Genomic DNA, 24,999 nt, shown 5'->3' with positions numbered 1-24,999 from the left:
GTGGGAATGTTTGCGCAACGAACACATTGAACCCGCCTAAGAGGCGGGTTTTTCATAACTGGCCTCTTAGGACACAACTCAGAGGCAGGTATGGCAACAGATCAACAACAGACATCCAGCAGTTTCTCCTTTGTCAATGCAGAACACGATGTCCTGCAATTTTGGCAAGACCATCAAATCTTCCAGCAATCGCTGGCACAGTCAAAAGGCAAACCCGAGTTTGTCTTCTATGATGGGCCTCCTTTTGCAACGGGCCTACCGCATCACGGCCACCTTGTCGCCTCCACCATTAAAGACATTGTGCCCCGCTACCAAACCATGCTGGGGCATCATGTCGAGCGCCGTTTCGGTTGGGACTGTCATGGCTTACCGATCGAACATGAGATCGATAAAAGCCTCGGCATGTCGGCCAAAGAAGCCGTTGAGAAGTTTGGTATCGCTAAATACAACAATGAATGCCGTGGCATCGTACAGCGCTATACCCAAGAGTGGGAGAAAACCATCACGCGTATCGGTCGCTGGGTCGACTTCGACAACGATTACCGCACCATGGAACCTTGGTACATGGAATCTGTCTGGTGGGTGTTCAAACAGTTGTGGGACAAAGGCTTGGTGTATCAAGGGGAAAAAGTGGTTGCCTACTCCACCGAACTTGAAACCGTCCTCTCGAACTTTGAGGCTTCTTCAAACTATAAAGACGTTCAAGACCCTGCTGTGACTGTCCTGTTTAAACTGGCTGATGACGATGCCTACCTAGCGGCATGGACGACCACACCATGGACACTGCCCTCTAACCTCGCACTTTGTGTCAACGCAGGCATTGATTACGTCAAAGTACAAGACAGTACGATCGGCAAAGCGGTTTGGGTTGCCGAAGCCCTACTGGAGAATGTCACCAAAGGTCATGACGTTGCAGTGCTTGCGAAAGCAAAAGGTGCAGATCTCGCTGGCCGCACATACCAGCCTCTGTTCCCTTACTTTGCTGACCAGCAGGAAAATGGCGCATTTAAAGTGCTTGCTGATAACTTTGTCTCTGTCGACAGCGGAACGGGTATCGTTCACATGGCGCCCGCTTTTGGTGAAGATGACCAACGTGTTTGCCGTGATCACGGTATCACAGTCAGTGTCTGTCCACTCGACAGTCGCGGCCGATTCACAGCACAAGTGACTGATTTCGCAGAGTGCTACGTGAAAGACGCGGATAGGCAGATCATCGCCACATTGAAAGGGAATGGCCAACTTTATCGCCAAGAAACCTTAGTGCACAGTTATCCTTTCTGCCCACGCTCTGACACTCCCATCATCTATCGAACCGTCCCCTCTTGGTATGTGCAAGTCACGGCAATTCGCGACAAGTTGGTAGAAAACAACCAACAGATCCAGTGGGTACCTGAGCATATTCGCGATGGCCGTATGGGTAAGTGGCTAGAAAACGCCATTGATTGGGCGGTGTCACGTAACCGCTATTGGGGCACCCCCTTACCCATTTGGATTAATGACGTTACTGGCAATCACCACTGTATTGGCTCAATGGAAGAACTCGCCTCGCTAACGGGCGAAACCGTTACCGACCTGCACCGTGACCATATTGATGATTTAACTTTCTCGCTTGATGGCGAAGAAGGCACTTACCATCGCATCTCTGAAGTCTTCGATTGCTGGTTTGAATCAGGGGCGATGCCTTATGCGCAGCAACACTACCCCTTTGAAAATAAGGCGCACTTCGAAGCCAATTTCCCCGCCTCGTTCATTGCTGAAGGCGTTGACCAAACCCGTGGCTGGTTCTACACCCTGCAAGTGCTGAGTGAATGCTTGTTTGGCAAGCCCGCATTCAAAAATGTCATCGTTAACGGCATCGTGATGGCCGAAGACGGCAAAAAGATGTCGAAGCGCCTCAAGAACTACACCGCACCCGATAGCCTCATGGAGCAATACGGTGCGGATGCGCTGCGCCTATACCTCATCAATTCAGGGTTAGTCAAAGCGGAGGAACAGCGCTTTGCCGATGCGGGTGTGCAAGAAATGGTACGCCAAGTGCTGCTACCTTGGTACAACGGGTTCAAGTTCTTTAAAACCTATGCTGATATCGATGGCTGGAAAGCCTCAGAAGACACGGGTAAAACCAACATTCTCGACCAATGGATCGTCTCTCGCTTAGAGAGCTTGAAAGAGAAAGTGAATGCAGAAATGCAAGCCTATCGTCTCTATGAAGTCGTGCCGCCACTGTTCGAGTTCTTGGAAGATCTTACCAATTGGTACATTCGCCTTAACCGTTCGCGTTTCTGGCAAACCGAAATGAATGACGACAAGGCGCAAGCTTACGCCACGCTTTACTACTGTTTGAACACCTTCTCGACCTTGATGGCGCCCTTTGCACCTTTCTTATCAGAGCATATTTACCAAGCGCTCAAAGCCTTCCAAGATCAAACGACGCTGCCGCTGTCCGTCCATCTGTGCGACTACCCTCAACCGAGTAAAGCGCGCAAGCGCCCATCCCTTGAGCAAAGTGTCCAGCGCTTCCAACATTTAGTTGTGATGGGACGCCAGCAACGCAACGAACTGAAAATTAAACTGAAAACACCACTCAGCCGTGCGACCATCCTCCATCGAGATGCCGCGGTGTTGGATGATGTTAAACAGCTATCAAACTACATCGAATCTGAGCTCAATATTAAAGCGCTGTCGTTCAGTACCGAGGAAAACCAGTTTATCGACCTCTATGCCAAGGCGAACTTCCCAATACTCGGAAAGCGCTTGGGCAAACAGATGAAACACTTCGCTAACTTGATTGCGAACTTAAACGCTGACCAAATCGACCAACTCCAAAACCAAGGCACGATAACCCTTGATGGGGAAACTTTCGGAAGCGATGAAATTGCCATTTATCGGAAAGCCAAAGAGGGAGTCAATGCGGTATCGAACCGCTACATTTCGATGGAGTTCGATCCAGAGTTAACAGAAACCTTGATTGCTGAGGGAATGGTGCGTGAAGTGATCAGCCGCATCCAAAAGCAACGTAAATCACTCGATTTTGGCATCACCGATAAAATTACACTATCAGTGCGAACATCAGAAACCGTACAAGGGTGGATCGCCGCTCATCAAGACTACTTGATGAACGAAACACTCGCCGTTGCGCTCGACTTTGACCTCTCAGACCAAGCAGGAGAAGACTACCAGCTTGAATTTGGCAATATTGCCATTCAAATCACTAAAGCCTAAGTGCTATCGAGATGCGCCGTAAGGTGCATCTCCACTTCTCTCATGCTGGTGTCATGCCAGTAAAAATGCATTCATTAATGCCAGCACCAAGCTCGCATCATTGCGAAAACGGGTGCTGTTTTTTGCCGCATTTAGCAACTCGGCAGAGAATCGATCTTGGCGCGTCTGCAAGTAATCATGAAAGAAATCATTGGAAAATTCAGGGTGTCCCTGCACAGTGAGAAACTGATCGCCACGGCCAGTAAAGTAGTTCGGACACCAATCTGCACCTGCGATGACCTTAAACCCTTCCGCCGCTTCACTGACTTGTTCTTTATAAGCAGAAATCAGTGACAGGGGACGGCCACTCGTTGGTAACGCTGCCGCATAATTTCCCATTAGCCAACCTTGGTCATTCGGCTCGACTTTACCCCCTAACGCATAGTGAACAAGGTGATGACCGAAACAGATCCCCGCGACACGTTTCATCTCATGTTGAGCGCGGCGGACAAATTCAGCTAAGCCTTCTATCCAACCTTCGCCCTCATTGACGCTCGTAGGATGCCCTGCAATTAAAAAACTGTCATAGCCAGTGATATCGTCAGGCAATTCACCTCTGTCGGCATGCCAAGTGATACATTCCGCGTGTTGGTCAATACGCATTGTCTCTTTTAAGATAGAGGCGTAATCACCATGCTTTGCGACAAGGGAGGATGGCAAGTCGCCACCTAATATAATGCCAATTTTTTTCATCTCTAAACCACAGCAAGTAGAGTACGGTGACCGTTGCACCGCAAGGCTGCGACATTGAAAGGCAATCGGGATGAAAGGAAAGCGACATCAGCTGATACTACCGAATACTCTCGGCATCAGTCCTTTTCCTATTCCTTGGGAAGCTAAAATCGACTCTGGTGAATACCAGAGTAGGCAATGCGCGGTAAACATGTTGCTTACTCGCATCCTCGGTTCATTTTCAAACCATACTGCAGAGAATACGCCGCAGATGACATTGGCATTTCAACTGATTTCATAATTTAAGGCGAGTACGAAACGTAACGTATTATGAATGCGTCGGCATGGTGTTATGCCTGCCAATCACTCCCCACACCTGTCATGACCAAACGTCCCCACAACCTGCATCGGAAAACGTGATTCATCATTGCTTACACTTAGGCGAATCTTTGCAGTAAACAGTTAATATAAAAGGCAAATAATTTAACACCCAGCTTCATCGTTGTAATAAACAACGGCCGAAAAGCGGGTAACAACATCGTGCTTGACCATCACATTTGCCAACTGACGTATTTGTACAATGCCGTTACCCAGAAGCGACTACGACAATAGAAAGGCCCGCATTTTAGCCAGTACTTCACGAGCATCGTTGCTCATGTGGATACTCGCTTTCGCACGGTTAAACAGATCCGGATTAAATCGTCCTTTTCGAACATCTAAAAAGTCATCAAAGAACGCCGCCGAAAACTCTGGATGACCTTGAACAGTCAAAAACTGATCGCCATAGCCAGTACAGTAGTTAGGGCAACAGTCGGCACTAGCATAGACTTCAAAGCCTTCCGCCGCTTCAATCACTTGGTCTTGATGCATGGCAATCAACGCAAGCGACTCCCCACTATCGAGATGTTGCGTCGTGTAGTTACCAAGAAGCCAGCCATGGGCATTTCGGGCGACCTTGCCCCCAAGGGCATAGTGAATTACTTGATGTCCAAAACAGATCCCCGCCACTCGCTTCATTTCACGTTGCGCGCGGCGCACAAATTCTGCCAATCCTTCAACCCAGCTCAAACCATCGTTCACGCCAGAGGGACTCCCACCAATCAGAAAGGCATCGTAACTGGAGAGATCCTGGGGTAGCTCGCCGAGTGTTGCATCATAGGTAACGCATTGTGCCTGCCGATGTATTTCGGTTTTCTCAATCAACATCGACGCATAATCGCCATGTTTATCGGTGAGTACAGAGGGGACATCGCCCCCCAAAATAATGCCAATTTTTTTCATAGCCCAACCACTGAAAAGACAACACCACCGGTAATCGCTATCACCACCACTGACACCACAAAAGCAACCACCGCTTTCGGGCGCAGAATGGAAGAGATAATCGCAATCTCAGGCAAGCTTGCCCCGGTACCACCAATCAATACCGCCATTGCCGCTCCCATGCCCATCCCTTTAGAAATCAACACTTGCAACAAAGGTATCGCCATCTCAATACGCAGATACAGGGGAATACCAATCACAGCAGCAATCGGAATCGCAAACCAGTTATCGCCACCGACATACTTTTCAACCAATTCTGCGGGTAAGAATGCCGCTGACAAGGCGCTGATGAAGGCACCAACAAGCACGTACGGCATAATTTTCTTAAACAAGGCGAAGGCAAAGCCAAGCGCATTTTGCATACGTGAGTTTGTTGCTTTCCCACCACACGTAACGGGCGCGGCACCACAACTCGGTGCTTCAGTCGCCACCTCATTCGCAGCAGCGAACGCCATATCACAACTATTCACCGCAGGTGTCATAGTGACGGCGGTTTCACAGTGAGCGGCGATCGGCGCGTCGCAAGAGCTTGCAACTGGCTCGGCACAACCCTTCGAGGTCACTGGCGTTTCGCCACATGTTTGTGTTGCTTGAGTACTTGGCTCTTCGCAACTCCCTGCACTCGGCGTTTCTCCGTTAAAAAGCTCACGCTTCACGCCGGTATGACGCAATGGCGATAAGCCAATCAAGTAACCCGAGAGCATGGCGCCTCCCAAGGTCAAAAGCAGATAAATAGCGGCAACTTTAAAGCCAAATACGGTAAAGATGACGCCAACAACGACGAAATTACACAAAGGTGCAGAGATCAAGAATCCAAAAATGGTACCAATTGAAGCCCCCATCGACACCATGCTCATAACAACAGGCACCATTGACGCACTACAAAACGGTGTCAGTGTGCCTAACAAAGAGCCAACTAACGGTCCGTGTTTTTCATGTTTGGCTAACTTCTTTTGTAGCTTACCCTGCGGCACATACTCTTTCACAACCCCTGTTAGTAGCGCAACAAAGGCAATAATGAGGAACAACGCGCCCCCCACATAAATAAACTCGTTTAGGGCAATTTCCCAACTCGACAATTCGCTCGTTTCCATTATTCATCCAATTAAATGTGATAACCGAACTACAAAATACGCATACTTGCACAATCATGCAAGTATGCGTATTTTTAAAACGAGAAAATACAGCGTAAAAGTAGGGCATTAGAGAACACGATCACAAAATCGTGGTGAGAGTAGAGAAACAAACATCTTCCTCTAGCGGTATCAAATGACGTGTTCAACGAGGTTTCTAAACTGCTCAGCGAGGTACTGCTTGTGAGGGATAGTAAGCAACATCAAAAGGGACCGCGTACAACTTAACCGCGGCTGTTGAAGGCAACAAAAGGAAGTCCTTTCGAGTCAAAGTGATATAACCTAGCTGGTTATATTTTACTCACCAATGTATGCAGTGTGCCTGAACGCTTCAGTAAAGAACACTGGCCCATTGTCCAGTTGTGAACTTGGTTGGATAAATATTTAAAATTTCATACTTTTAACGCATCAAAACTCACATAAAAGGCTGCCCTTACCGCGCTCAGTATACCTAAAGGTACTTATACGACGTCATGGCTCAAGAGCAAATCTGCACTACAAGGCCAATTTCGTTCAATACTTCTGTCAACAGCGCCACTACTCTGATAACAAACTCACTAAATAGACATGAATCATGAACACGCTTTATCTTTCTATGATGGCCTTTGTACTTGTTGGCGCAGCAACACCCGGCCCTGTTAACATCGTCGCCACCGCAACGGGCGCACACTATGGCTTTGTTCGTACCTTGCCACACATCATAGGTGCAAGTGTTGCCTATGCGGCGGTAGTGTTGAGCTGTGGGGTAGCGATGATGTTGCTTGAAAGCTGGCTTCCTAACGTCGTCAGCTTATTGAAGCCCCTTGGTAGCCTGTTTTTACTCTACGTAGCGTTAAAGATAGCTACCACCGCTAACGAAGTCACAGCCCACCAATCAGCACCGGCACCACACTGGATACAAGGCGCGTTGATGCAACTCCTTAACCCCAAAGCTTGGATAGTCGCTTCTGCTGGGATTAGCCTGTATGTGATTGAACAGCCTTCCCAATGGTTACAAGTTGGCTTATTTACGCTAATCTCATTAGTTCTCTGTCTTGTTGGCATTTCACTTTGGGCAATCGCAGGCAGTTTTATTCGTTCTTGGCTATCCACACCGCGTCGACAAATGGGCTTTAATCTAATGATGAGCAGTCTGTTAGTCGCTGCTGTCGCGAGTATGTGGCTTGGAGGAGATACCTTGATATGAAGCAAGACCCGACCGCATCCTTAATGCTCTGTCCTTCCCTGCCATTTGTTGAGATGCGACAGGCCAATCAGTCCGCCGCTTGCTATCATGCGCACTCTCACGACGAGTTTTCATTTGGCGTTATCGATCACGGTAGCGCGACCTACCAGAATTTGAAGCGTCGCCATGCCATACAGATCCGCGATACCGTCACCATAAACCCAGGTGACGTCCATGCGTGTAACCCCAATACGGGTAAATGGTCATACCGAATGTTGTTCGTCGATACCCAGTGGCTAAGTCGGCGTCAACAAGAGTGGCGTGAAGAGATAAAGCACTATCGCGGAACCAGTGCGGAGGATTGGCACCCATTCCGAGCCCCATTTGAGCGTGACTTGCCCTGCTACGATCGCTTTCATCACCTATACGGTGCTCTGCAGCAGGAGCCCAACCCTCTGGTGACCGAAACCCTGCTTATCACCACGATGCAGCCCTATTTTTGTCCTCCAGAGCAGCTAGGTTTGCAACCCAAACCGCGCCGAAAACTCGAACGTGTTCGTGAGCAGATGCTCGATCAAATCCATCTTAACTTATCGTTGGAGGCCTTATCTGACGAGGCAGGGATGAGTCGATATGGGCTGATCAAAGCCTTCAATCAACAATACGGGGTTTCCCCTCACGCGATGCAACTGGATGAGCGGATTAAACGCGCTAAACAGCTATTAAAATCAGGCCTGTCGTTAACAGACACTGCCGCCAATCTCGGTTTTTCAGACCAAGCTCACTTTCAGCGCCATTTCAAAAAGCGCCTTGCTATCACGCCGAAGCAGTATCAAATAGCCTTTTATACTCAATGACCTCAATAAAAATAGGCAAAGTACTTCTCGAGTAACACCGCCTTCAGTTTCTGTTGATTGGCGCTAAGCGAAGAAGCGCTTTCGATAAAACGCACACTCGACTTCAACTTTGGACTTTCAAAGTCACTCAGCCGTATTTTGATATCGATGAACTGCAAGTTTAAGTCCGTCGAGATCGGATACTGCTCTAACATCGTATCGATATGCTCATCAGCTTGGCGCAGATCCGTTTTCTTCAATGCATCAAGACGTCCCAGATCAATCCGCAGCATTTTCACTCGGCCCCAAAATTGGGTCTGGCCTTGCAGATAGCTGATCCGCTCTTTACATGCCGGGCTGTAATCCACCTCTTTGATCATCCGCAGTACATAGGTTGCCAGCTCTAAATCGCCGAAAAGCAGCAAGGGTTTAATCAGGTTAACGAGCACATTGGTTGGAATCTTTTTTAAGGCACGCCAGTCACTCGGCATCGTCGTGTACAGTTGCTGCTTGGCATCAAAATCGTCGGAATCATGAACGGTTAAAGCAACAACAAAGACGTGATAAAGGAAGTCAATCTTGTAGTGTTGTGAAGGTCTCACTCGGTTCTTTGCCCGTTGATAAGTCACATCAACATCATGAAGCAGTTGTTTCTGGATAAGATCGTCGGCGTCATCATAGAAGCGCACAACACGATCAAGGTATTGGCAATAGAGATCTATGCACTGCTTGGTCACTATCGGCAGGTGTTGAGACAGCATATGCCCAGCATAAACAAACTCATCGACATCTTTGGTGTGCAGTGCGGCTTCCGCTAATTGCAGGGCGCGTTGCGATGAAACCGGTGTCAATCGCAACGCACTGTGGCAATGAAACTGCGCTTCTTCCCATTTCTCTTGTTCTGTAAGCAGATCAATCAGTAAATCATAAGCTTCAATGACATTGGGGTTATTGCCCAACACGCTCAATCCAAGATCTAACGCCTCCTCGATCTCTCCTTGCTGCGCCAATATGCGTGCCTTCGCAATGTCCAGTTGATGGCTATCAATACTTTTAGCTAACTCTTCAAGTGTGAACAGAACGTCTTGCTCATCTTTATACTCGATCAAAATATCGATATAGAGACGCAACAGCCCTTCATCCCAGTCTGAGCTCAATAAGTGCTCCTCACAGATCGACATGGCGTCCTCGACGTCTAAACGATTTAAACAGCGATAGACTAAACCTCGACACTGACTTCGCTTCCAAGCGACATCCATGGCTTGCTTGAACAGATCAACCGAGTAAGGCTTGGGTAAAAAATAATCGGCGCCCATATCCATACAGGTCACCTGCACCGCTTCATCATCATCACAAGAAGAAAAGACAATGGTTGCCTTGGGGGAAATCAGTTCTCGCTCTCTCAAGACGTGAAGCAACTGTGCGCCATTAAGAGAAGAATTGAGGTGATAATCCAAGAGCAGTATGTCAAAGGGGTTTTCAGAACAACGCACAATGGCTTCGTAAGGATCCGTCACATGAATCACATCGCAAACTGCGACCTTGGTCAGCATCGACTTGACCAAGATGCCCTCAGTACGCACATCATCCACCACCAGTACCGAGCGGCCAAACCAGTCAGGCATCGTATCGAGAGTCGCCATATCCGTCATTCTACTGCTTCCGTTATTGTGATTTGCTATGCATTCATGCTCACAATAAGTGTAGTCAACATTGACCGTGAGAGACGAGGAAGTCGTAACGACGTGACTGATTTAAAAGCCATTTAAGACTACTTAGATTTACACCTCAACGTATATCAGGGAACAACTGCGGCAGAATCTGTAATTGATGCCAAGGATCATCAATGCGTTCCAACTCCTTTGCCAACAACAAAAGCAAATGCGCTTCCGGTGCATGAGTTGGATCGAAGGGTAAGTTTCGTTGCTGATAGGGATCAAGACTATCGTCAAAGAACAGGATCTCTTGCAACTCACCGTGTTGATCGATTTCAATCGCGAGTGTGTGTTGCGCTGTTCGAATCCCGCGACTCTGCGCAAAATACCCTATCACCTGACCTTGTTGATTGAGTTCTCCATCAAGATTACGCAGATAGAGTGTTCCTTCTGGTGTTGTTTGCATCGATAACGGATCAGCAAGTTGGACATCTCGGCCATGACGACCACGGGGCATTGCGTCAGAAAGCCCCAAGGCACCTAGCACCGTTGGCATAATATCCGCGCTATTCAACGGGGTAGCATTAATGGCATGGGTGTGTTGATTGGGCAGCTTACACAAAAACGGCACCGCGTAAGCCTCGTGAAAAATCACATTTTTTGCATCTTCAATCCCTTGGCTACACAAGGTTTCACCATGATCGGATGTGAAGACAACCAGCGTGTTATCCCACTCTCCGCTCGCTTTCAATGCTTCGACAATACGACCAAATTCCGTATCGACGCCGCTGACATTGGCAAAGTAGTATCTCGCCGCCTCTGCTTTTGCGAGCTGACGATCGGCGTTGTCTCTAACGAGTAGCGCATCGTCATCTAAGTGGGCATATTTAGCGACATCCTCTTTTCGACAATCGGCTTCAGACCAATACGGTGAATGCGGCGGATTCATCGAAACAAACAGTGCAAACGGCTTATCTGCATCACGCTCATCATGGTTGTTCTCGATATAGGCGATCGCTTTGTCGGCTTCATGCTCTGCTGACCACTGCTGCGGTTCATGTCGGCGACCTTGCGCATCGTAGTAATGTGGCGCGTTGTGGACATCAAAGGTGCCATAGCCATACCAATAATCAATACCGTGGCGTCGACTTGGTTCCGTGTAGGAATCCCAAGCAGGACGACGATGATCAACGAACTCACCCGGTTTCACAGGGTCGTTCTTGGTCGGCAAATCCAAATGCCATTTGCCAATATAACCAATGTGATAGCCTTGCTCGGAAAGCACATCGGTAAAACAGTGTTCATCCGCAGGCAAATCACTGCATACTCTCTCTGAGTGGCAGTTGAGCGGCACGCCACTTTTATTGGGGAAATTGGCGGTCATCAGACTGCCTCGGTGTGGACTGCATACCGGGCAATTACTCACCGCACGAGTGAGGATAGTCGCTTGCTCAGCAAAGCGATTTAAATGAGGGGTAAAAACAGGATCTGACTGACCTTGATGGTAAGATTCGAAATCAGATTGTTGCCACAAGCCAAGTGAAGCTAAACGAAATTGGTCCGGAAAAACATACAGCAAATTAGGGCGTTGCGACTTGTTATTCATTCACTCTCCATTGAATAAAGAAAACATACACCCCTATTATACAAAACATTAAACCGATAAAATAGAAATGGTATTTTATTAAATGTCTGAATAACTCCGAATGGCACGCTTAGCAAGTGACATATCGTTACCGCCATTATAGTCATGCTGCACCGCAATCACTTTACATCCCGCCCGCTTAGCCGCTGAAATACCGTCCCTTGAGTCTTCAAACGCTAAACTTCGACTGGCATCAACGCGCAATTTCGCTAGCGCAACCTGATAGGGCATCGGATCGGGTTTGGACAAATTAACGCTTTCTTTGCTGACAACCACATTAAAGTGATCGCGTAAAGAAAAACGATCCAATACTTGCTCAACCATTCCGCGAGAACCAGAACTGACAATCGCACACTTTTTCCCTTGCTCACGAAGCTGCACGAGGAAAGACTGTACCCCGGGAATCAACTGCGCTTTTGACATCATCAGAGATTGGTAGTGTGACTGGAATTTTTCGTTAAATGCATTGAGATTAGGAGAAATAGCACCTTCTATAAAAAAGTGAATCAACACATCTTGCCAAGACTGCCCCATCACTGCTTTATACAAATCGCTATTGAGTGGCGCGCCAAAATCGGCACAGGCCATCGCAAGCGCTTGTCCCGTCAATGGCTCTGAATCAACCACCGCCCCATCCATGTTAAACAGATATCCGTAGTATTTTTTTGCTGTCATCGTCAGTTACCTTCATTCAAACCCAAGCATTAAAAAAGCCGGGTACGCAACCCGGCTTCTTCGAACAAAGCAATCACTTAAAGCATTGCAACGTTACCCGTCCAAGAGAACGTTTCGCCGTTAAAGCTTACGTTGTGCTCGCCATCTTGCGCGCCGCCAGTTTGGTTAGATACACCCAGCGTGTGGACCTTACCGTCAGTGCGATGCAGACGTACGACTGAAGCTGTGTCATTCATACCCACAACTTCTACACGCTCAATCAAGCCACGTGCTTCCGTAGAGGCTTCAATCGCTTCGTTAAAGTAACCGTGCGTCTCAAGTACGTTCGCGAATAAATGCGTCTTGCCTTGCTGACGCAGTACAAATGCTGGCTCACTGCGTAGATTGAAATCTGGATCATTCGCACCCAAGCGCGCAAAGATAACTTCACTGCCTGCAGGTGCGCTACTCACCATGGAGTAGTAGCTTTCACCGTGCAGCCAGCTAACAAGCGTGCTGCCTTCTACTTCACCTTGCGCAACTTGCCATAAGTGCTGATAACCATTGTCTTCACCCATAGGGGCAAGTGTGTTGTTCGCTTGGTAATCAAAGTCGGTTCGGATCAATTGACCAATGTGGTGCACCGGATAGTCGTAGCTATGCGTCTCTTCAGAAATCAAACGGAACAGATCAACAACCACTGGGCGCGCAATGCCTTCAAGCTCAGCAACTAGCACGGTACGTTGCATATCAACACCGTCGTAGTAGCCGCGAATAATGCCGCTCATTGACTGCAACGCTTTGTTATCTTTATTAAAGAAGTGCAACTCACCCCACTTCGACTCTGCGGTGGCAGTATCAAAGTTGTTTTGAGTCTTCTTATCAACGACTACGGTGTTGTGCGCAATAGTCTGCTTACAGTAGCTCTTGTTTTCTGGAATGTAACGACCACCAAACTTAGGCTCGATGTTGACCCAACGACCGAAGCCGTAGTCTTGCGTTACTTCTTGGCCACGGTTAAAGATACTGAGGTGCAAGCCATCGTAATGACCATGATCCAATGCAGAGTGATACTGGTGATCACTACCATGCTGACCAAACCAAAGTAGTGCCATGGTGTCTTCTTCATTCGCATCGCGATGACGCAGAATTGTCAGGCCACCTTTATCCCCTTCAGGACCATCAGTCACATAGAGGCTACCCCAATCAAAAGCTGGGATGCTCTCTGTCGCTGCAACCGCATCAGACAGTTTCTTACCAGCAATGTGCACCCAAACATCTTGTTGGTGATTTGCCATTGCAAGTAGGTTCGCATCTTCCTCGTAACGCTCAAAGCAGACGCTCGTCCCGATCAGGATACCTTCGTCATTGATGTCCATGGTTTTGGAAGAGTCGTTCAGTGCGGGTAATGTGCCGTCAGGGAACGCCGTCGACATTACTGCATAGGTGGTAGTTTGAATCACGCCGTCTTTGTGGGCAAAAATACCCACTTCTGGCTGACGGCGCTCAATTACTTCGGCAAACAGATGAATCGGACGCAGTGAGAAACGGTGATAGTATGGGCCTTCCATGTAGTAGCCATCTGGCGAGAACAACTGAGAAAGCTGAGCTAGGAAGCCGCCGCTCACGCTATCACCTTTAAGGCCATATAGCGCTTTGCCTACCGTGTCTTGGCATTGAATAGCGTAACCACAGATACCTACTGCCGCCACAGCCCATAGACCGTGGTTGTGGATGATATCGAAATCGTGCGCGTAAGTATCAACGAACATCTCAACCATGATGCGGAACAGATCGTTTTCGATCAAAGTACGTTCATCAGCAGACAGCGTGTGGTGAATGCAGCTATACGCACAAGAAGAGTACAGCATCCACATATTTTCGTTCAGTGTTTGGTGGAACAAACGACCTGGGTGGTTGGTATCACGGCTGATGTTCAACTCTAGCGATGGATAGACTTCTGCGTACGCCACCAGTAGATCACGAATATAATCACGGTATTGCGCCTCTTCAGTGATCAAGAACAAGCGGCCAGCGATGTCCATGTGGATGTAGTTTTGCTTATGGCGGTTGTGCTCATACCCCCCCGCTTCACCGTGCCCCGGCACTTCAATGCCCACAGTGGCGATATAGTCTTGCACTTTTGCAATATCACGCGCGAGGGCTTTGCCCATTAGCGTCTCTTTACCCAAATCTTCACGAAGCGCTGCGGCTTCGTCCATGGTCATCAATAAAGGCTGATAATCTGTCATTATTTGTTCTCCTGCTGCACAGCAAGAAATCCTTTCCAGCTATAAGTTGTGTTATTAAATTCAATCTTGTGTTCGGTCGCATCGGTGACATCAGGACGGTTGCTGATCATGACGGTCAATTCAACGTCTTGACCTTTCAATGACACAACCGTACCCATCGCGTTGTGACCAATCACGGAAATATGTTCAAACTGACCGCGCGCATCGGTTGATGCTTCAATCGCTTCATTAAAATAGCCATGTGTTTCCAGCACGGATGCAAACACATGATTGCGGCCTTTCGAGCGCAGCATAAAACCAGGTTCGCTGCGTAAGTTAAACTGTGGATCATTCGCCCCGGTACGGGTAAAAATCAGAGACTGACTCTCACTATCGGCCGTCCCCAGCCAGCTGTAGTAGCTGTTATTTTGCACCCAGCTCAAGAGCGTGGTGCCAGACACGTCAGCGCGTGCTATTTCCCACACGTGTTGGTAGCCGTTTTCATTACCCAGCGTATTCAAGGTTGGATGCGAGGTGTAGTCGAAATTAGTACGAATAATCTGACCCATATATTGATGAGAGTAATCATACTGACGCTCAGCATCACTTTGAATACGGTAAACGTCAAGCAATACTGGGTGAGAAAGGGTGTCATGATTGATCAATGCGACCGTGCGCTGCATTTTTGCATGAGGGTAATGATCATTCGCAAAAGCACTCATCGCTTGGAGATGTTCATCATTCCCCATGAAGAAATGCGGTATACCATGTTTAGCATCGGCTTGCTCTATGCTGAAGCCGTTTTGACACCCTTCATCAATGGTGACGCCATTGTGCGCAATCGTTTGGCGCGCATAGCTCTTGTTCTCAGGCAGGTAGCGCCCCCCAAATTTAGGCTCAACGTTGACCCAACGGCCAAAGCCGTATTCACGTAGCACTTCTTGGCCGCGACTAAAGAAAGCGATGCCAAGTGTATCAAAGTGACCATGATCCATCCCGTGCTGACCATAGTTCATCACGAGTTGGCAAATATCGTTATCGCGGCTTTTCATACGTAAAAAGCCTTGTGCGCCTCGATCACCCTGTGGACCTTCATTCAGCTCAACACTTGGCCAAAATGGCGCATCAATTTCACGCGTATCTGATGCTTGTTCATAAGCGGCTGAAAGCGCTGCACCGCAACCGCTGAGCCAAACGCCCTCTTGGATTTTTGCCATACCTAAGATGTTGTCATCCAGCGTGTAGTGCTTGGCATACAGGCTAACCGCGACTTGCACGCCCATATCCGTAATTCCCATAGTGCGAGATGCATCATTCAGTGCAGGAAACTCACCATTTGGATAGGCGGTGGCCAATAAAGCCTGCACCGTATTACCAATCACCTGATCTTTGTAGTGATAGATGTCAATTTCCGGCATGTGACGATGAATCACTTCCGCAAAGACACACAAAGGGCGAATCGCATAGCGATGATAATAAGGGCCTTCCATATAGTAGCCGGATGGCGCAAACAGTTGAGAGATCTGCGCGAGGAAGCCCCCCGTGCCATTGTTCTCCATGCCATAAACAGCCATTTCAAGGTATTCGCGTTTCCCGACCACTAAACCACAAATGCCCACAGCAGCAACAGCCCAGATACCGTGGTTATGAATACGATCAAAATCATGGCCATATTTAACGGTAAACATCTCCAGCATTGGTTCGAAAATACCTTCGATCACCGCCGCACGCTCTGTCTCTGTCATGGTCGAAGCCACGCATGAGTAGGCAAGGCTAGTGAACATTAACCAACAGTGTTCATTGAGAATTTGATGGAAAAGGCGACCTGTGGGATTGGTGTTCTTCTGCACATGAAAATCGAACGTGAGGTACTTCTCAGCATAGAGAGCAAGAAGGTCTTTAACGAACTGGGCGTATTTCTCTTCTTGTGTCACGAGAAATAGACGACCCGCCATGTTCATGAAGGTGTAATTCTGCTTATGGCGATTGTGTTCATATCCGCCCGCTTCACCATGACCCGGTACATCTAGAGGCAATAGCATAAATGCATCAACGTCTTTGCGATACGCATCGATAGTGTTACCCATCAATGAACTGCGGCTCACTTCTTGTTGCAGTTGAACAATTTCTTCTGGAGTAAAAAGTACCGGCTGGGGCGTCGTCGACATCAATACCTCTGAAGTGATAGATAAACAGAAATTCGTTAAGCTATAAAATAATACAAAAACACATTTCGATCACCTCTATTTAAACAAATGTTGATCCGGCTCACAATTCACCACAGTGATGTTTTAGTGAGCAAGAAGGTAGTCATATCGTTGTTTTTAATATCAAAAGCCTATTTTAAGCCCCTTTAGAACCATTGATCAAATTGATTTAAATCACACTAAATAAGATATTGTATTACAATAGCGCTAGAGCAGTGGTAATATGCTCGCAGTTCAAATCACCAAGAAAAGAAGATCGATTATGACTATTGATATCTTTGTTGTATTAGCGTACTTCTGCTTCCTCATTGCGATAGGCTGGATGTTCCGCAAATTCACTACCTCGACTAGCGACTACTTCCGCGGGGGCGGTAAAATGTTGTGGTGGATGGTTGGTGCAACCGCCTTTATGACACAATTCTCTGCATGGACGTTTACTGGCGCTGCTGGACGCGCATTTTCCGACGGTTTCACCATCGTCATCCTTTTCCTAGCAAACGCATTTGGTTACTTCCTTAACTACTTGTACTTTGCGCCTAAGTTCCGTCAACTGCGAGTCGTCACTGCAATCGAAGCCATCCGTATGCGCTTTGGTAAGACAACAGAGCAGTTCTTTACTTGGGGTGGTATGCCTGACAGCCTTATCTCTGCAGGTGTCTGGTTGAACGGTCTTGCTATTTTTGTTGCGGCTGTTTTCAATATCCCAATGGAAACCACCATCATCTTTACGGGTGCGGCGCTGACCTTAATGGCAGTAACCGGTGGTTCATGGGCTGTTATCGCTTCTGACTTCATGCAAATGCTCGTCATCATGGCGGTGACCATTACCTGTGCCATTGCAGCCTACTTCCACGGTGGCGGCTTGGGCAACATTGTTGCTAACTTCCAAGGCGACTTCATGGTCGGTAACAACCTTAACTACATCAGCATCTTCGTGCTTTGGGTTGTATTTATCTTCGTGAAGCAGTTCGGTGTGATGAACAACAGCATCAATGCTTACCGTTACCTAGCAGCAAAAGACTCTGAGAACGCGCGTAAAGCAGCAGGTCTTGCTTGTATCCTCATGGTAATTGGTCCACTCATTTGGTTCTTACCACCTTGGTACGTCAATGCCTTCATGCCTGAGTTTGCGACTGAGTACGCCGCAATGGGTGGAGACGCAGCCTACCTCGCATTCGTTCAAAATGTCATGCCAGCAGGTATGGTAGGTCTACTGATGTCAGCGATGTTCGCAGCGACCATGTCTTCAATGGACTCTGGCCTAAACCGTAACGCAGGTATCTTCATCGTTAACTTCTACCAGCCAATTCTGCGCAAGAACGCAAGCCAGAATGAGCTTGTATTGGTGAGTAAAATTACCTCAGTATTCATGGGTCTGATTATTATCTCAATCGGTCTCTTCATTAACTCACTGCGTCATCTGAGCCTATTCGATATCGTACTCAACATCGGTTCTTTGATTGGCTTCCCAATGTTAATTCCTGTACTACTCGGTATGTGGATTCGTAAGACGCCTGACTGGTCAGGTTGGTCAACGCTGGTTGTTGGTGGTTTCGTCTCTTACATCTTCGGTATTGCACTAGCACCGCATCATGTAGAAGGCTTGTTAGGCCTAAGCCAAGAGCTAACGTCTCGTGAGTGGAGTGACCTCGTGGTTGGCCTAAGCCTAGCCGCACATGTTATCTTTACCGGTGGTTGGTTCGTCATGACGCGTCTGTTCTACAAGCCTCTGCCAGCAGAGCGTGAAGCTGAAGTTGAACAGCTATTTACAAACTGGAACACACCGCTCATCGCAGAAGGTGAAGACCAAGACAATCTAGATACAGCACAACGCTCTATGCTAGGTAACCTTATCAGCGTAGCGGGCTTCGGTATCATCGCAATGGCACTGATTCCAAATGACCCATCAGGTCGCGGTCTGTTCGTACTGTGTGGAACCATTGTATTGTGTGTTGGCATTATGCTTGTTCAAGCGGCACGTAAGCCTGTCGCTAAGAAAGTAAAAGTTTCAGCATAAAACACAACCCAAAGGTGCGCGTTTTCGCGCACCTTGTCTCGTTCCGACAGACTAACCTATCATCTACCCTTTGATTCCATGGCGATGACGCCAAAGAGAGAACCATTATGGCAGACTTCAAAATTGCAATTCTTGGCGAATGCATGATCGAACTTCAGCAAAAAGGCGATCAAATTACGCGCTCTTTCGGTGGTGATACCCTTAACACCGCTGTTTATTTTGCACGTTTAACACAAGAAAAAACCATCACAACGTCTTACATCACCGCACTAGGCAACGATACCTTCAGCAATGAAATGCGCGCAAAGTGGGATGCAGAAGGCGTTGATACACAACACATCGTCACCATTGAAAACAAAAACCCTGGTCTTTATATGATAGAGACCGACGACACGGGTGAGCGTAGTTTCCACTACTGGCGCAATGACGCAGCAGCAAAATACATCTTTGAACAGCCACAAACCCCAGCACTACTCGAAACGCTCATGGGTTACGATGCGCTATACCTAAGTGGGATTAGCCTTGCAATCCTCACTGACACAGGCCGAGATGTGTTGATGAGCTTCCTCGCTCAATTTAAAGCGAAGGGCGGCAAAGTGATGTTTGATAACAATTATCGCCCTCGTCTCTGGGAGAGCAAAGAAGACGCCATGGCGGCGTACAAAGCTGTTCTTGCTCACACTGACATCGCTCTGCTGACCTTTGATGACGAAGAAATGCTATACGGCGACACCGATGTTGAGCAGTGCATTGCCCGCACTCAAGATCTTGGTGTAAAAGAGATCGCAATCAAACGTGGCGCAGACGATTGCCTCGTCGTTGAAGGCGAAGCACGCACTTCTGTACCAGCATTAAAAGCAGATTCGATTGTAGATACCACGGCTGCTGGCGACTCATTTAGCGGCGGCTATCTCGCTAAGCGCCTAACCGGTGGCGATGCACCTCAATCTGCCCATATGGGTCACATTGTTGCTTCTACTGTGATTCAGCACCGTGGTGCCATCATCCCTACTTCTGCAATGCCAGCTAACGCAACTGTTTAAGGAACACCTAATGACAACGCTAAATGATCAACTAAAAGCACTGAAAGTTATCCCAGTTATCGCAATCAACAATGCAGAAGATGCCGTAGAACTCGGCCGCGTACTGGTTGAAAACGGCATGCCGTGTGCAGAAATTACATTCCGTACCCCTGCTGCTGCGCAAGCTATCAAAAACATGCGTGAAGCGTTCCCTGAAATGCTCATTGGCGCGGGTACTATCCTGAACTCGAAGCAAGTCGATGAAGCGATCGACGCAGGTGTTGATTTTGTCGTTAGTCCAGGCTTCAACCCAACCACAGTGAAGTACTGTCAGCAGCGCAACATGCCAATCATCCCAGGTGTGAACAACCCAAGCCTTGTAGAGCAAGCAATGGAGATGGGTTTAGATACATTGAAATTCTTCCCTGCAGAACCTTCTGGCGGCGTAAACATGCTTAAAGCCCTAACGGCCGTTTATCCAGCGAAGTTCATGCCAACGGGCGGCGTTTCACTTTCAAACATCGATAACTACCTATCAATCCCTGCAGTCCTTGCTTGTGGTGGTACGTGGATGGTCCCAGGCGATCTTATCGACAACCAAAAGTGGGATGAGCTAGCAGTATTGGTTAAAGACGCTGTTGAAAAAACCCGCTAATCAATACAAATCGCCAAGAAAACAGATAATAGTCTGTCAGAGGTGCTATCACCTTTGGCCCTACACAAAAGCCGCAGAGACGGCGACCATAAATCGAAGATCTTGAAATCTGCCTCGCTCTGCGGGGCTTTTTTTTGTCCATATATGACTATAAAAAGGCGCTAAGTAAGCACTTAGCGCCTTTTTCTCTACTCAAGCAGCTGCAATATACCTGAGGATATCAATAGCTATTTGAAATCGATAGCGACTTGAAATCCGCCGCTCGGGTAAGTGATTTGCTTACTTGGCTGAGACCCACTTATTAAGAATGTTTGCAGCAAGTTCACCATTTTGCGTCATGAATGAGAAGACGTCTTCAGTGTGCTCATGGTTACGTACAATGGTTAAACTGCCGTTAGTCGCTGCAAAGCTGACAATCAAAGGTGTGTCACCCTCTTCCTCATCAAACTCAACACGCAAACTGCCATCTGCGATTGACCATGTCGTTTGGTAATTTTCGCCATCTTCAACGAGCGTCACGTCGCCAGTGTTGTTATCAACATCAAAAGTACCAAAGCGGAACTCTGCAAATGTCGGCACGGATTCTTCAGTCTGACCATCATCCAGTACCATAAACCAAGTCTGCTCAGCAAAGTATGAGTTATCAAATACGGTGTTTGCACCGAGAAGATCTTCCGTCGTCCAAAGGGTCAAGTCACCTTGTTCTGGCACAGCAAAAGCGATGCTCGATGAGGTGTAGATGAACTCATCGTGCTCTATCTCTTCACCTTCTCCCTTACTTAACACATTGCCGGTTACGCTGTACGTCATCGACGCTGGAACACCCTCTTCTAAAGCATACAACGCATCTTCCGTTAACCATACGTCAAAGACGCCTTCTCTCTTCGCCCAAAAGGTGCTGAAGTTAGCGATGCTCCACACGGTTTGCGGATCTTCCGCGCTTTCATTTCCGCCCACTAAGTAGGTTTTCAAATCGTTAATGACATCAACAACCTCAAAATCACCGCTTTCTGAACGAACAAAATCAATGTTATCTAGGTTCTCCGAACCGACGTTGTTGACGTGATCATCAATCGCATCTTTGATATCACCAGCGGTTTTCACCAGCGCGTCGCCATCCAAATCATTGGCATTTTCAGGTAGCTCTGCAACGAGACTGCGCGCAAGTGCATGCACAGCAGCTGCCGCTTCAGCACTCTCTTCATCGCCTTTTGCCGCAACGTAATCACCACTAACAAGATCGGCCTCGAGCCCTAACTCAGCGGCTAGTGCTTCAACCGTCTGGTTTGAAGCCATCGCAACCGTTGTAAATGGCGTCACTACCGCAGAGTCTGCTTCTGCCGCCATGGTGTACGTTTCGGTGACATAGCCAATACGATCTTGGTCAATGGAAGAGCCCGCTACAACACGCACTAAGACAGGATAGTTAGCATTCGCCTTTGACACGGTGAATTTGCCTTGGCTATTCGTCGTCCCGAGAAACTCACCTTCATCACAAACCGCATTTTCATTGCGATCCACACACACTTCTGCATTGGCTAAATACCCATCGATCACTGTGATAACACGATCCGAACCTTCACCTCCGCCATCGCCACCCACATCACTGCTTGAACCACTGTTACAACCCGCAAGAATTAATGCCATCGCACTGGCACAAAGCGACATTTTAAAATTCATTTCCATTGCCTTAATGTATAGATAAATGCACAAATGCGTAACAACAATAACAATAGGCTCACTCTCTTAGACCTAAATGACGAAAGGGAAATGTTTCTAATTATGTCAGAAAATTTCAAAAAGTTTAGACAATCTAGCTGAGCTTGTTTTTTTACGTACTTTACGTTATATATTTTCTCTTTGCGTGACTTTAGTTCAATCGATTACATGCAACACCGCAATAAATAAAACAAATACTCTTTCAAGATCTAATTACTCATCTCAATGTATAAATTAGTTACAACTTGCTCAATAAACAACCTCGATTATTATTAGGCAAACTTATCTATTTACACCAAACGATTAACTGCAACAGTGAAACAAAAACACAAGCACTTTCACAAAGATATTTATCACACCAATAAATTCATCTGAAGAGATGGTATTTATATATTTTATGGAATGTAAACTAATGTAAATAGATTGAGAACACGAGTAAACAATTGATCCAAGTCAATAGAAAACAACGTCTATTAGATAATTCTGTCTTTAATAAAAATAATTATTCTCAGTAACACTAATCTAACGCTGTCTTTTTAACGGACGAATAACTGGAGCAATAAACTATGCACGGAAAGTCAACGGGTAAATGTCCTGTCATGCACGGTGGAAATACACGTGTAGGCGGGAAAGCGACCAAAAACCTAGACTGGTGGCCCAACCAGCTCAACCTAAAAATTCTCCATCAAAATGATACTAAGGCGGCACCATTGAAGGCCGACTTTGATTACAAGTCGGCATTTAACGCCCTTAATCTCAAAGAAGTTAAACAAGACATTGAAGCCATACTCAAAACGTCCCAAGCGTGGTGGCCAGCTGATTATGGTCATTACGGACCACTGATGATCCGAATGGCTTGGCATGCCGCGGGGACTTATCGTACTGCCGATGGTCGAGGGGGCGGTAACACAGGCAACCAACGTTTCGCGCCGCTCAATAGTTGGCCTGATAACGGTAATCTAGATAAAGCGCGCCGACTCATATGGCCCATTAAGAAAAAATATGGCAAAAGCCTCTCTTGGGCTGACTTGTTCATCTTGACGGGGAATGTCGCAATCGAATCGATGGGTTTAAAAACTTTTGGTTTTGCTGGCGGACGTGAAGATATCTGGGAACCTGAAGAAGACATCTATTGGGGTATGGAACGCGAATGGCTCGCTGACCAAAGATACTCAGGTGACCATGAGCTTGAGGCTCCACTCGCGGCGGTACAAATGGGTTTGATCTACGTTAACCCTGAAGGGCCGAATGGCCAGCCAAGTGTACTGGCATCTGGGCGCGATATTCGCGATACATTCGCTCGAATGGGCATGAATGATGAAGAGACAGTGGCACTGGTTGCCGGTGGACATACGTTTGGTAAAGCACATGGTGCAGGAGATCCAGACCTTGTTGGCCCAGAACCTGAGGCGGCTGCTCTTGAAGAAATGGGCTTTGGGTGGAAAAACGACCACGGCTCTGGGATCGGTGATGATACAACAACCAGTGGTATCGAGGGTGCATGGACACCAAACCCAATTCAATGGGATAACGGCTACTTTGACATGTTATTCGGCTATGACTGGGACTTAGAGAAGAGTCCAGCCGGTGCATGGCAATGGGTGCCCGTCGGTGTGAGTGAAGAGCATAAAGCGCCTCAAGCCCATGACGCATCGAAGCGTGTCACGACCATAATGACCACAGCCGACATGGCCATGCGGATGGATCCTATCTACGGCGAGATATCTAAACGATTCCACCAAAATCCGGACGAGTTCGCTGACGCCTTTGCAAGAGCTTGGTTCAAACTCACGCATCGTGATATGGGCCCTAAAGCACGTTATCTCGGTGAGGAAGTACCGAACGAAGATCTTCTTTGGCAAGACCCACTTCCTTCATCAGCGACAGAAACGCTTAATGAAGACGACATAGCCAAACTCAAAGCAGATATCATTGCATCAGGGTTATCTGTATCAGAACTTGTTTATACAGCGTGGTCTTCCGCTTCCACTTTTCGTGGCTCAGACTATCGTGGCGGCGCGAATGGGGCTCGTATTCGCCTTTCGCCACAATGCAATTGGGAGGCAAACCAGCCAGAACAATTACAACGTGTACTCAGCGTCTACGCGGACATCCAAGTTAGCTTTAATCAAACCGTCACCACTCGACAGGTTTCTATCGCTGATCTCATTGTGCTAGGCGGTAATACCGCGATTGAACTCGCAGCCCAAAAATACAATGTCACTGTGCCATTTACCGCAGGACGTGTCGATGCGCTCGAAGAGCACACCGATGCGGATGCTTTTTCTGTCTTAGAGCCCATCGCCGATGGATTTAGAAACTACCAAAAGAACGAATATTCAGTGCGCGCTGAAGAGTTACTTCTCGACAAAGCGCAACTCCTCACGCTCACTGCGCCAGAAATGACGGTACTTATTGGTGGTATGCGTGTACTTGGTGCTAACTTTGCCAACTCATCACTGGGTGTACTCACAGACAATGTTGGCACGTTGAGCAACGACTTCTTTGTCAATCTGACCGATATGAACATTGAATGGAAGCCTATATCAAAATCTCGTTATCAAGGTATTGAACGCAACACGGGGCAAGAAAAATGGCAGGCAAGCCGAGTGGATTTAGTCTTTGGGTCAAATTCGCAGCTACGCGCCCTGACCGAAGTGTACGCTTGCGATGATGCAGAGGAGCAGTTTATACAAGACTTCATTGCAGCCTGGAATAAAGTGATGAACGCTGACAGGTTTGACATCAAATAGCGCCTGATAAAAGGTTCACAGTCGCTTAACTAACGTCGATAACGCAGCAGCGAC

The 24,999-nt window shown here is 47.6% G+C and carries 17 protein-coding genes; 8 read left to right on the top strand and 9 right to left on the bottom strand.

Features of this window, described 5'->3' with window-relative positions:
* The first annotated feature begins 90 nt into the window (after nt 1-90).
* Nucleotides 91-3,222: an isoleucine--tRNA ligase gene (gene ileS, locus TSUB_RS16805; RefSeq protein ID WP_087021056.1), complete on the top strand. Its 3,132-nt coding sequence runs from the start codon at nt 91-93 to the stop codon at nt 3,220-3,222.
* A gap of 51 nt (nt 3,223-3,273) precedes the next feature.
* Here ileS and TSUB_RS16800 read toward each other — a convergent pair whose 3' ends face one another.
* Nucleotides 3,274-3,954, bottom strand: a complete 681-nt coding sequence (locus TSUB_RS16800; protein ID WP_087021053.1) for a glutamine amidotransferase-related protein — start codon at nt 3,952-3,954, stop codon at nt 3,274-3,276.
* A gap of 70 nt (nt 3,955-4,024) precedes the next feature.
* Here TSUB_RS16800 and TSUB_RS16795 point away from each other — a divergent pair, with 70 nt between their 5' ends.
* Nucleotides 4,025-4,234, top strand: a complete 210-nt coding sequence (locus TSUB_RS16795) for a hypothetical protein (protein ID WP_087021050.1) — start codon at nt 4,025-4,027, stop codon at nt 4,232-4,234.
* A gap of 299 nt (nt 4,235-4,533) precedes the next feature.
* Here the strand turns inward: TSUB_RS16795 and TSUB_RS16790 are convergent, their stop codons facing one another.
* Nucleotides 4,534-5,214 (bottom strand): type 1 glutamine amidotransferase, encoded by a 681-nt coding sequence (locus TSUB_RS16790; protein ID WP_087021047.1) that lies wholly within the window; start codon nt 5,212-5,214, stop codon nt 4,534-4,536.
* A complete protein-coding gene (locus TSUB_RS16785) occupies nt 5,211-6,347 on the bottom strand; it encodes a permease (protein ID WP_087021043.1) in 1,137 nt (378 codons plus the stop codon). Before TSUB_RS16785 ends, TSUB_RS16790 begins: the two co-directional genes overlap by 4 nt.
* Nucleotides 6,348-6,960: 613 nt before the next feature.
* On the opposite strand from TSUB_RS16785, the gene TSUB_RS16780 reads away from it, so the two are divergent.
* Together TSUB_RS16780 and TSUB_RS16775 are read left to right on the top strand one after the other, a co-directional pair.
* The gene (locus TSUB_RS16780) at nt 6,961-7,572 is read left to right on the top strand and encodes a LysE family translocator (protein WP_087021041.1); all 612 of its coding nucleotides are present in this window, start codon (nt 6,961-6,963) and stop codon (nt 7,570-7,572) included.
* Nucleotides 7,569-8,408, top strand: coding sequence for an AraC family transcriptional regulator (locus TSUB_RS16775; protein WP_087021038.1), 840 nt, complete (start codon nt 7,569-7,571; stop codon nt 8,406-8,408). Before TSUB_RS16780 ends, TSUB_RS16775 begins: the two co-directional genes overlap by 4 nt.
* Nucleotides 8,409-8,410: 2 nt before the next feature.
* On the opposite strand, the gene TSUB_RS16770 is transcribed toward TSUB_RS16775, so the two are convergent.
* From TSUB_RS16770 to TSUB_RS16750, 5 genes are all read right to left on the bottom strand, one after another.
* Nucleotides 8,411-10,039 carry a response regulator gene (locus TSUB_RS16770; protein ID WP_087021035.1) on the bottom strand — a complete coding sequence of 543 codons (1,629 nt, stop codon included), beginning with the start codon at nt 10,037-10,039 and terminating at the stop codon, nt 8,411-8,413.
* A 136-nt stretch (nt 10,040-10,175) separates the two neighbouring features.
* Entirely contained in the window at nt 10,176-11,648 is a 1,473-nt protein-coding gene (locus TSUB_RS16765) for a sulfatase family protein (protein WP_087021032.1), read from the bottom strand.
* 78 nt (nt 11,649-11,726) lie between these two features.
* Nucleotides 11,727-12,362 (bottom strand): HAD family hydrolase, encoded by a 636-nt coding sequence (locus TSUB_RS16760; protein ID WP_087021030.1) that lies wholly within the window; start codon nt 12,360-12,362, stop codon nt 11,727-11,729.
* Nucleotides 12,363-12,439: 77 nt separating this feature from the next.
* Nucleotides 12,440-14,593, bottom strand: coding sequence for a heparinase II/III domain-containing protein (locus TSUB_RS16755; RefSeq protein ID WP_087021027.1), 2,154 nt, complete (start codon nt 14,591-14,593; stop codon nt 12,440-12,442).
* The gene (locus TSUB_RS16750; protein WP_087021024.1) at nt 14,593-16,740 is read right to left on the bottom strand and encodes a heparinase II/III domain-containing protein; all 2,148 of its coding nucleotides are present in this window, start codon (nt 16,738-16,740) and stop codon (nt 14,593-14,595) included. The genes TSUB_RS16755 and TSUB_RS16750 overlap by 1 nt, the downstream gene beginning before the upstream one ends.
* A 301-nt stretch (nt 16,741-17,041) precedes the next feature.
* Between TSUB_RS16750 and TSUB_RS16745 the strand changes: the two genes are divergently transcribed.
* The 3 genes from TSUB_RS16745 to TSUB_RS16735 all read left to right on the top strand — a co-directional run bounded on the left by TSUB_RS16745 (nt 17,042) and on the right by TSUB_RS16735 (nt 20,473).
* The gene (locus TSUB_RS16745) at nt 17,042-18,796 is read left to right on the top strand and encodes a sodium:solute symporter family transporter (RefSeq protein ID WP_087016534.1); all 1,755 of its coding nucleotides are present in this window, start codon (nt 17,042-17,044) and stop codon (nt 18,794-18,796) included.
* A gap of 107 nt (nt 18,797-18,903) precedes the next feature.
* Complete coding sequence (gene kdgK, locus TSUB_RS16740) at nt 18,904-19,839, top strand: 2-dehydro-3-deoxygluconokinase (RefSeq protein ID WP_087016532.1); 936 nt, start codon at nt 18,904-18,906, stop codon at nt 19,837-19,839.
* A 10-nt stretch (nt 19,840-19,849) separates the two neighbouring features.
* On the top strand, nt 19,850-20,473 hold the full coding sequence (locus tag TSUB_RS16735) for a bifunctional 4-hydroxy-2-oxoglutarate aldolase/2-dehydro-3-deoxy-phosphogluconate aldolase (protein ID WP_087016530.1): 624 nt from the start codon (nt 19,850-19,852) through the stop codon (nt 20,471-20,473).
* A 279-nt stretch (nt 20,474-20,752) separates the two neighbouring features.
* Here TSUB_RS16735 and TSUB_RS16730 read toward each other — a convergent pair whose 3' ends face one another.
* Nucleotides 20,753-22,153, bottom strand: a complete 1,401-nt coding sequence (locus tag TSUB_RS16730; protein ID WP_159064764.1) for a hypothetical protein — start codon at nt 22,151-22,153, stop codon at nt 20,753-20,755.
* A 605-nt stretch (nt 22,154-22,758) separates the two neighbouring features.
* Here TSUB_RS16730 and katG point away from each other — a divergent pair.
* Nucleotides 22,759-24,945, top strand: a complete 2,187-nt coding sequence (gene katG, locus TSUB_RS16725; RefSeq protein ID WP_087024202.1) for a catalase/peroxidase HPI — start codon at nt 22,759-22,761, stop codon at nt 24,943-24,945.
* Nucleotides 24,946-24,999: the final 54 nt, after the last annotated feature.

This window comes from Thaumasiovibrio subtropicus (genome assembly GCF_019703835.1).
GTDB classification, from domain to species: domain Bacteria; phylum Pseudomonadota; class Gammaproteobacteria; order Enterobacterales; family Vibrionaceae; genus Thaumasiovibrio; species Thaumasiovibrio subtropicus.
Note: the sequence above shows the minus strand (reverse complement) of the source record. Positions and strands in the feature narration are given on the sequence as shown.

Excerpts from the sequence above, each read along its gene's own strand:
- ileS (WP_087021056.1), top strand. The coding sequence starts at position 91 with ATGGCAACAGATCAACAACAGACATCCAGCAGTTTCTCCTTTGTCAAT.
- TSUB_RS16800 (WP_087021053.1), bottom strand. The coding sequence starts at position 3,954 with ATGAAAAAAATTGGCATTATATTAGGTGGCGACTTGCCATCCTCCCTT.
- TSUB_RS16795 (WP_087021050.1), top strand. The coding sequence starts at position 4,025 with ATGAAAGGAAAGCGACATCAGCTGATACTACCGAATACTCTCGGCATC.
- TSUB_RS16790 (WP_087021047.1), bottom strand. The coding sequence starts at position 5,214 with ATGAAAAAAATTGGCATTATTTTGGGGGGCGATGTCCCCTCTGTACTC.
- TSUB_RS16785 (WP_087021043.1), bottom strand. The coding sequence starts at position 6,347 with ATGGAAACGAGCGAATTGTCGAGTTGGGAAATTGCCCTAAACGAGTTT.
- TSUB_RS16780 (WP_087021041.1), top strand. The coding sequence starts at position 6,961 with ATGAACACGCTTTATCTTTCTATGATGGCCTTTGTACTTGTTGGCGCA.
- TSUB_RS16775 (WP_087021038.1), top strand. The coding sequence starts at position 7,569 with ATGAAGCAAGACCCGACCGCATCCTTAATGCTCTGTCCTTCCCTGCCA.
- TSUB_RS16770 (WP_087021035.1), bottom strand. The coding sequence starts at position 10,039 with ATGACGGATATGGCGACTCTCGATACGATGCCTGACTGGTTTGGCCGC.
- TSUB_RS16765 (WP_087021032.1), bottom strand. The coding sequence starts at position 11,648 with ATGAATAACAAGTCGCAACGCCCTAATTTGCTGTATGTTTTTCCGGAC.
- TSUB_RS16760 (WP_087021030.1), bottom strand. The coding sequence starts at position 12,362 with ATGACAGCAAAAAAATACTACGGATATCTGTTTAACATGGATGGGGCG.
- TSUB_RS16755 (WP_087021027.1), bottom strand. The coding sequence starts at position 14,593 with ATGACAGATTATCAGCCTTTATTGATGACCATGGACGAAGCCGCAGCG.
- TSUB_RS16750 (WP_087021024.1), bottom strand. The coding sequence starts at position 16,740 with ATGTCGACGACGCCCCAGCCGGTACTTTTTACTCCAGAAGAAATTGTT.
- TSUB_RS16745 (WP_087016534.1), top strand. The coding sequence starts at position 17,042 with ATGACTATTGATATCTTTGTTGTATTAGCGTACTTCTGCTTCCTCATT.
- kdgK (WP_087016532.1), top strand. The coding sequence starts at position 18,904 with ATGGCAGACTTCAAAATTGCAATTCTTGGCGAATGCATGATCGAACTT.
- TSUB_RS16735 (WP_087016530.1), top strand. The coding sequence starts at position 19,850 with ATGACAACGCTAAATGATCAACTAAAAGCACTGAAAGTTATCCCAGTT.
- TSUB_RS16730 (WP_159064764.1), bottom strand. The coding sequence starts at position 22,153 with ATGAATTTTAAAATGTCGCTTTGTGCCAGTGCGATGGCATTAATTCTT.
- katG (WP_087024202.1), top strand. The coding sequence starts at position 22,759 with ATGCACGGAAAGTCAACGGGTAAATGTCCTGTCATGCACGGTGGAAAT.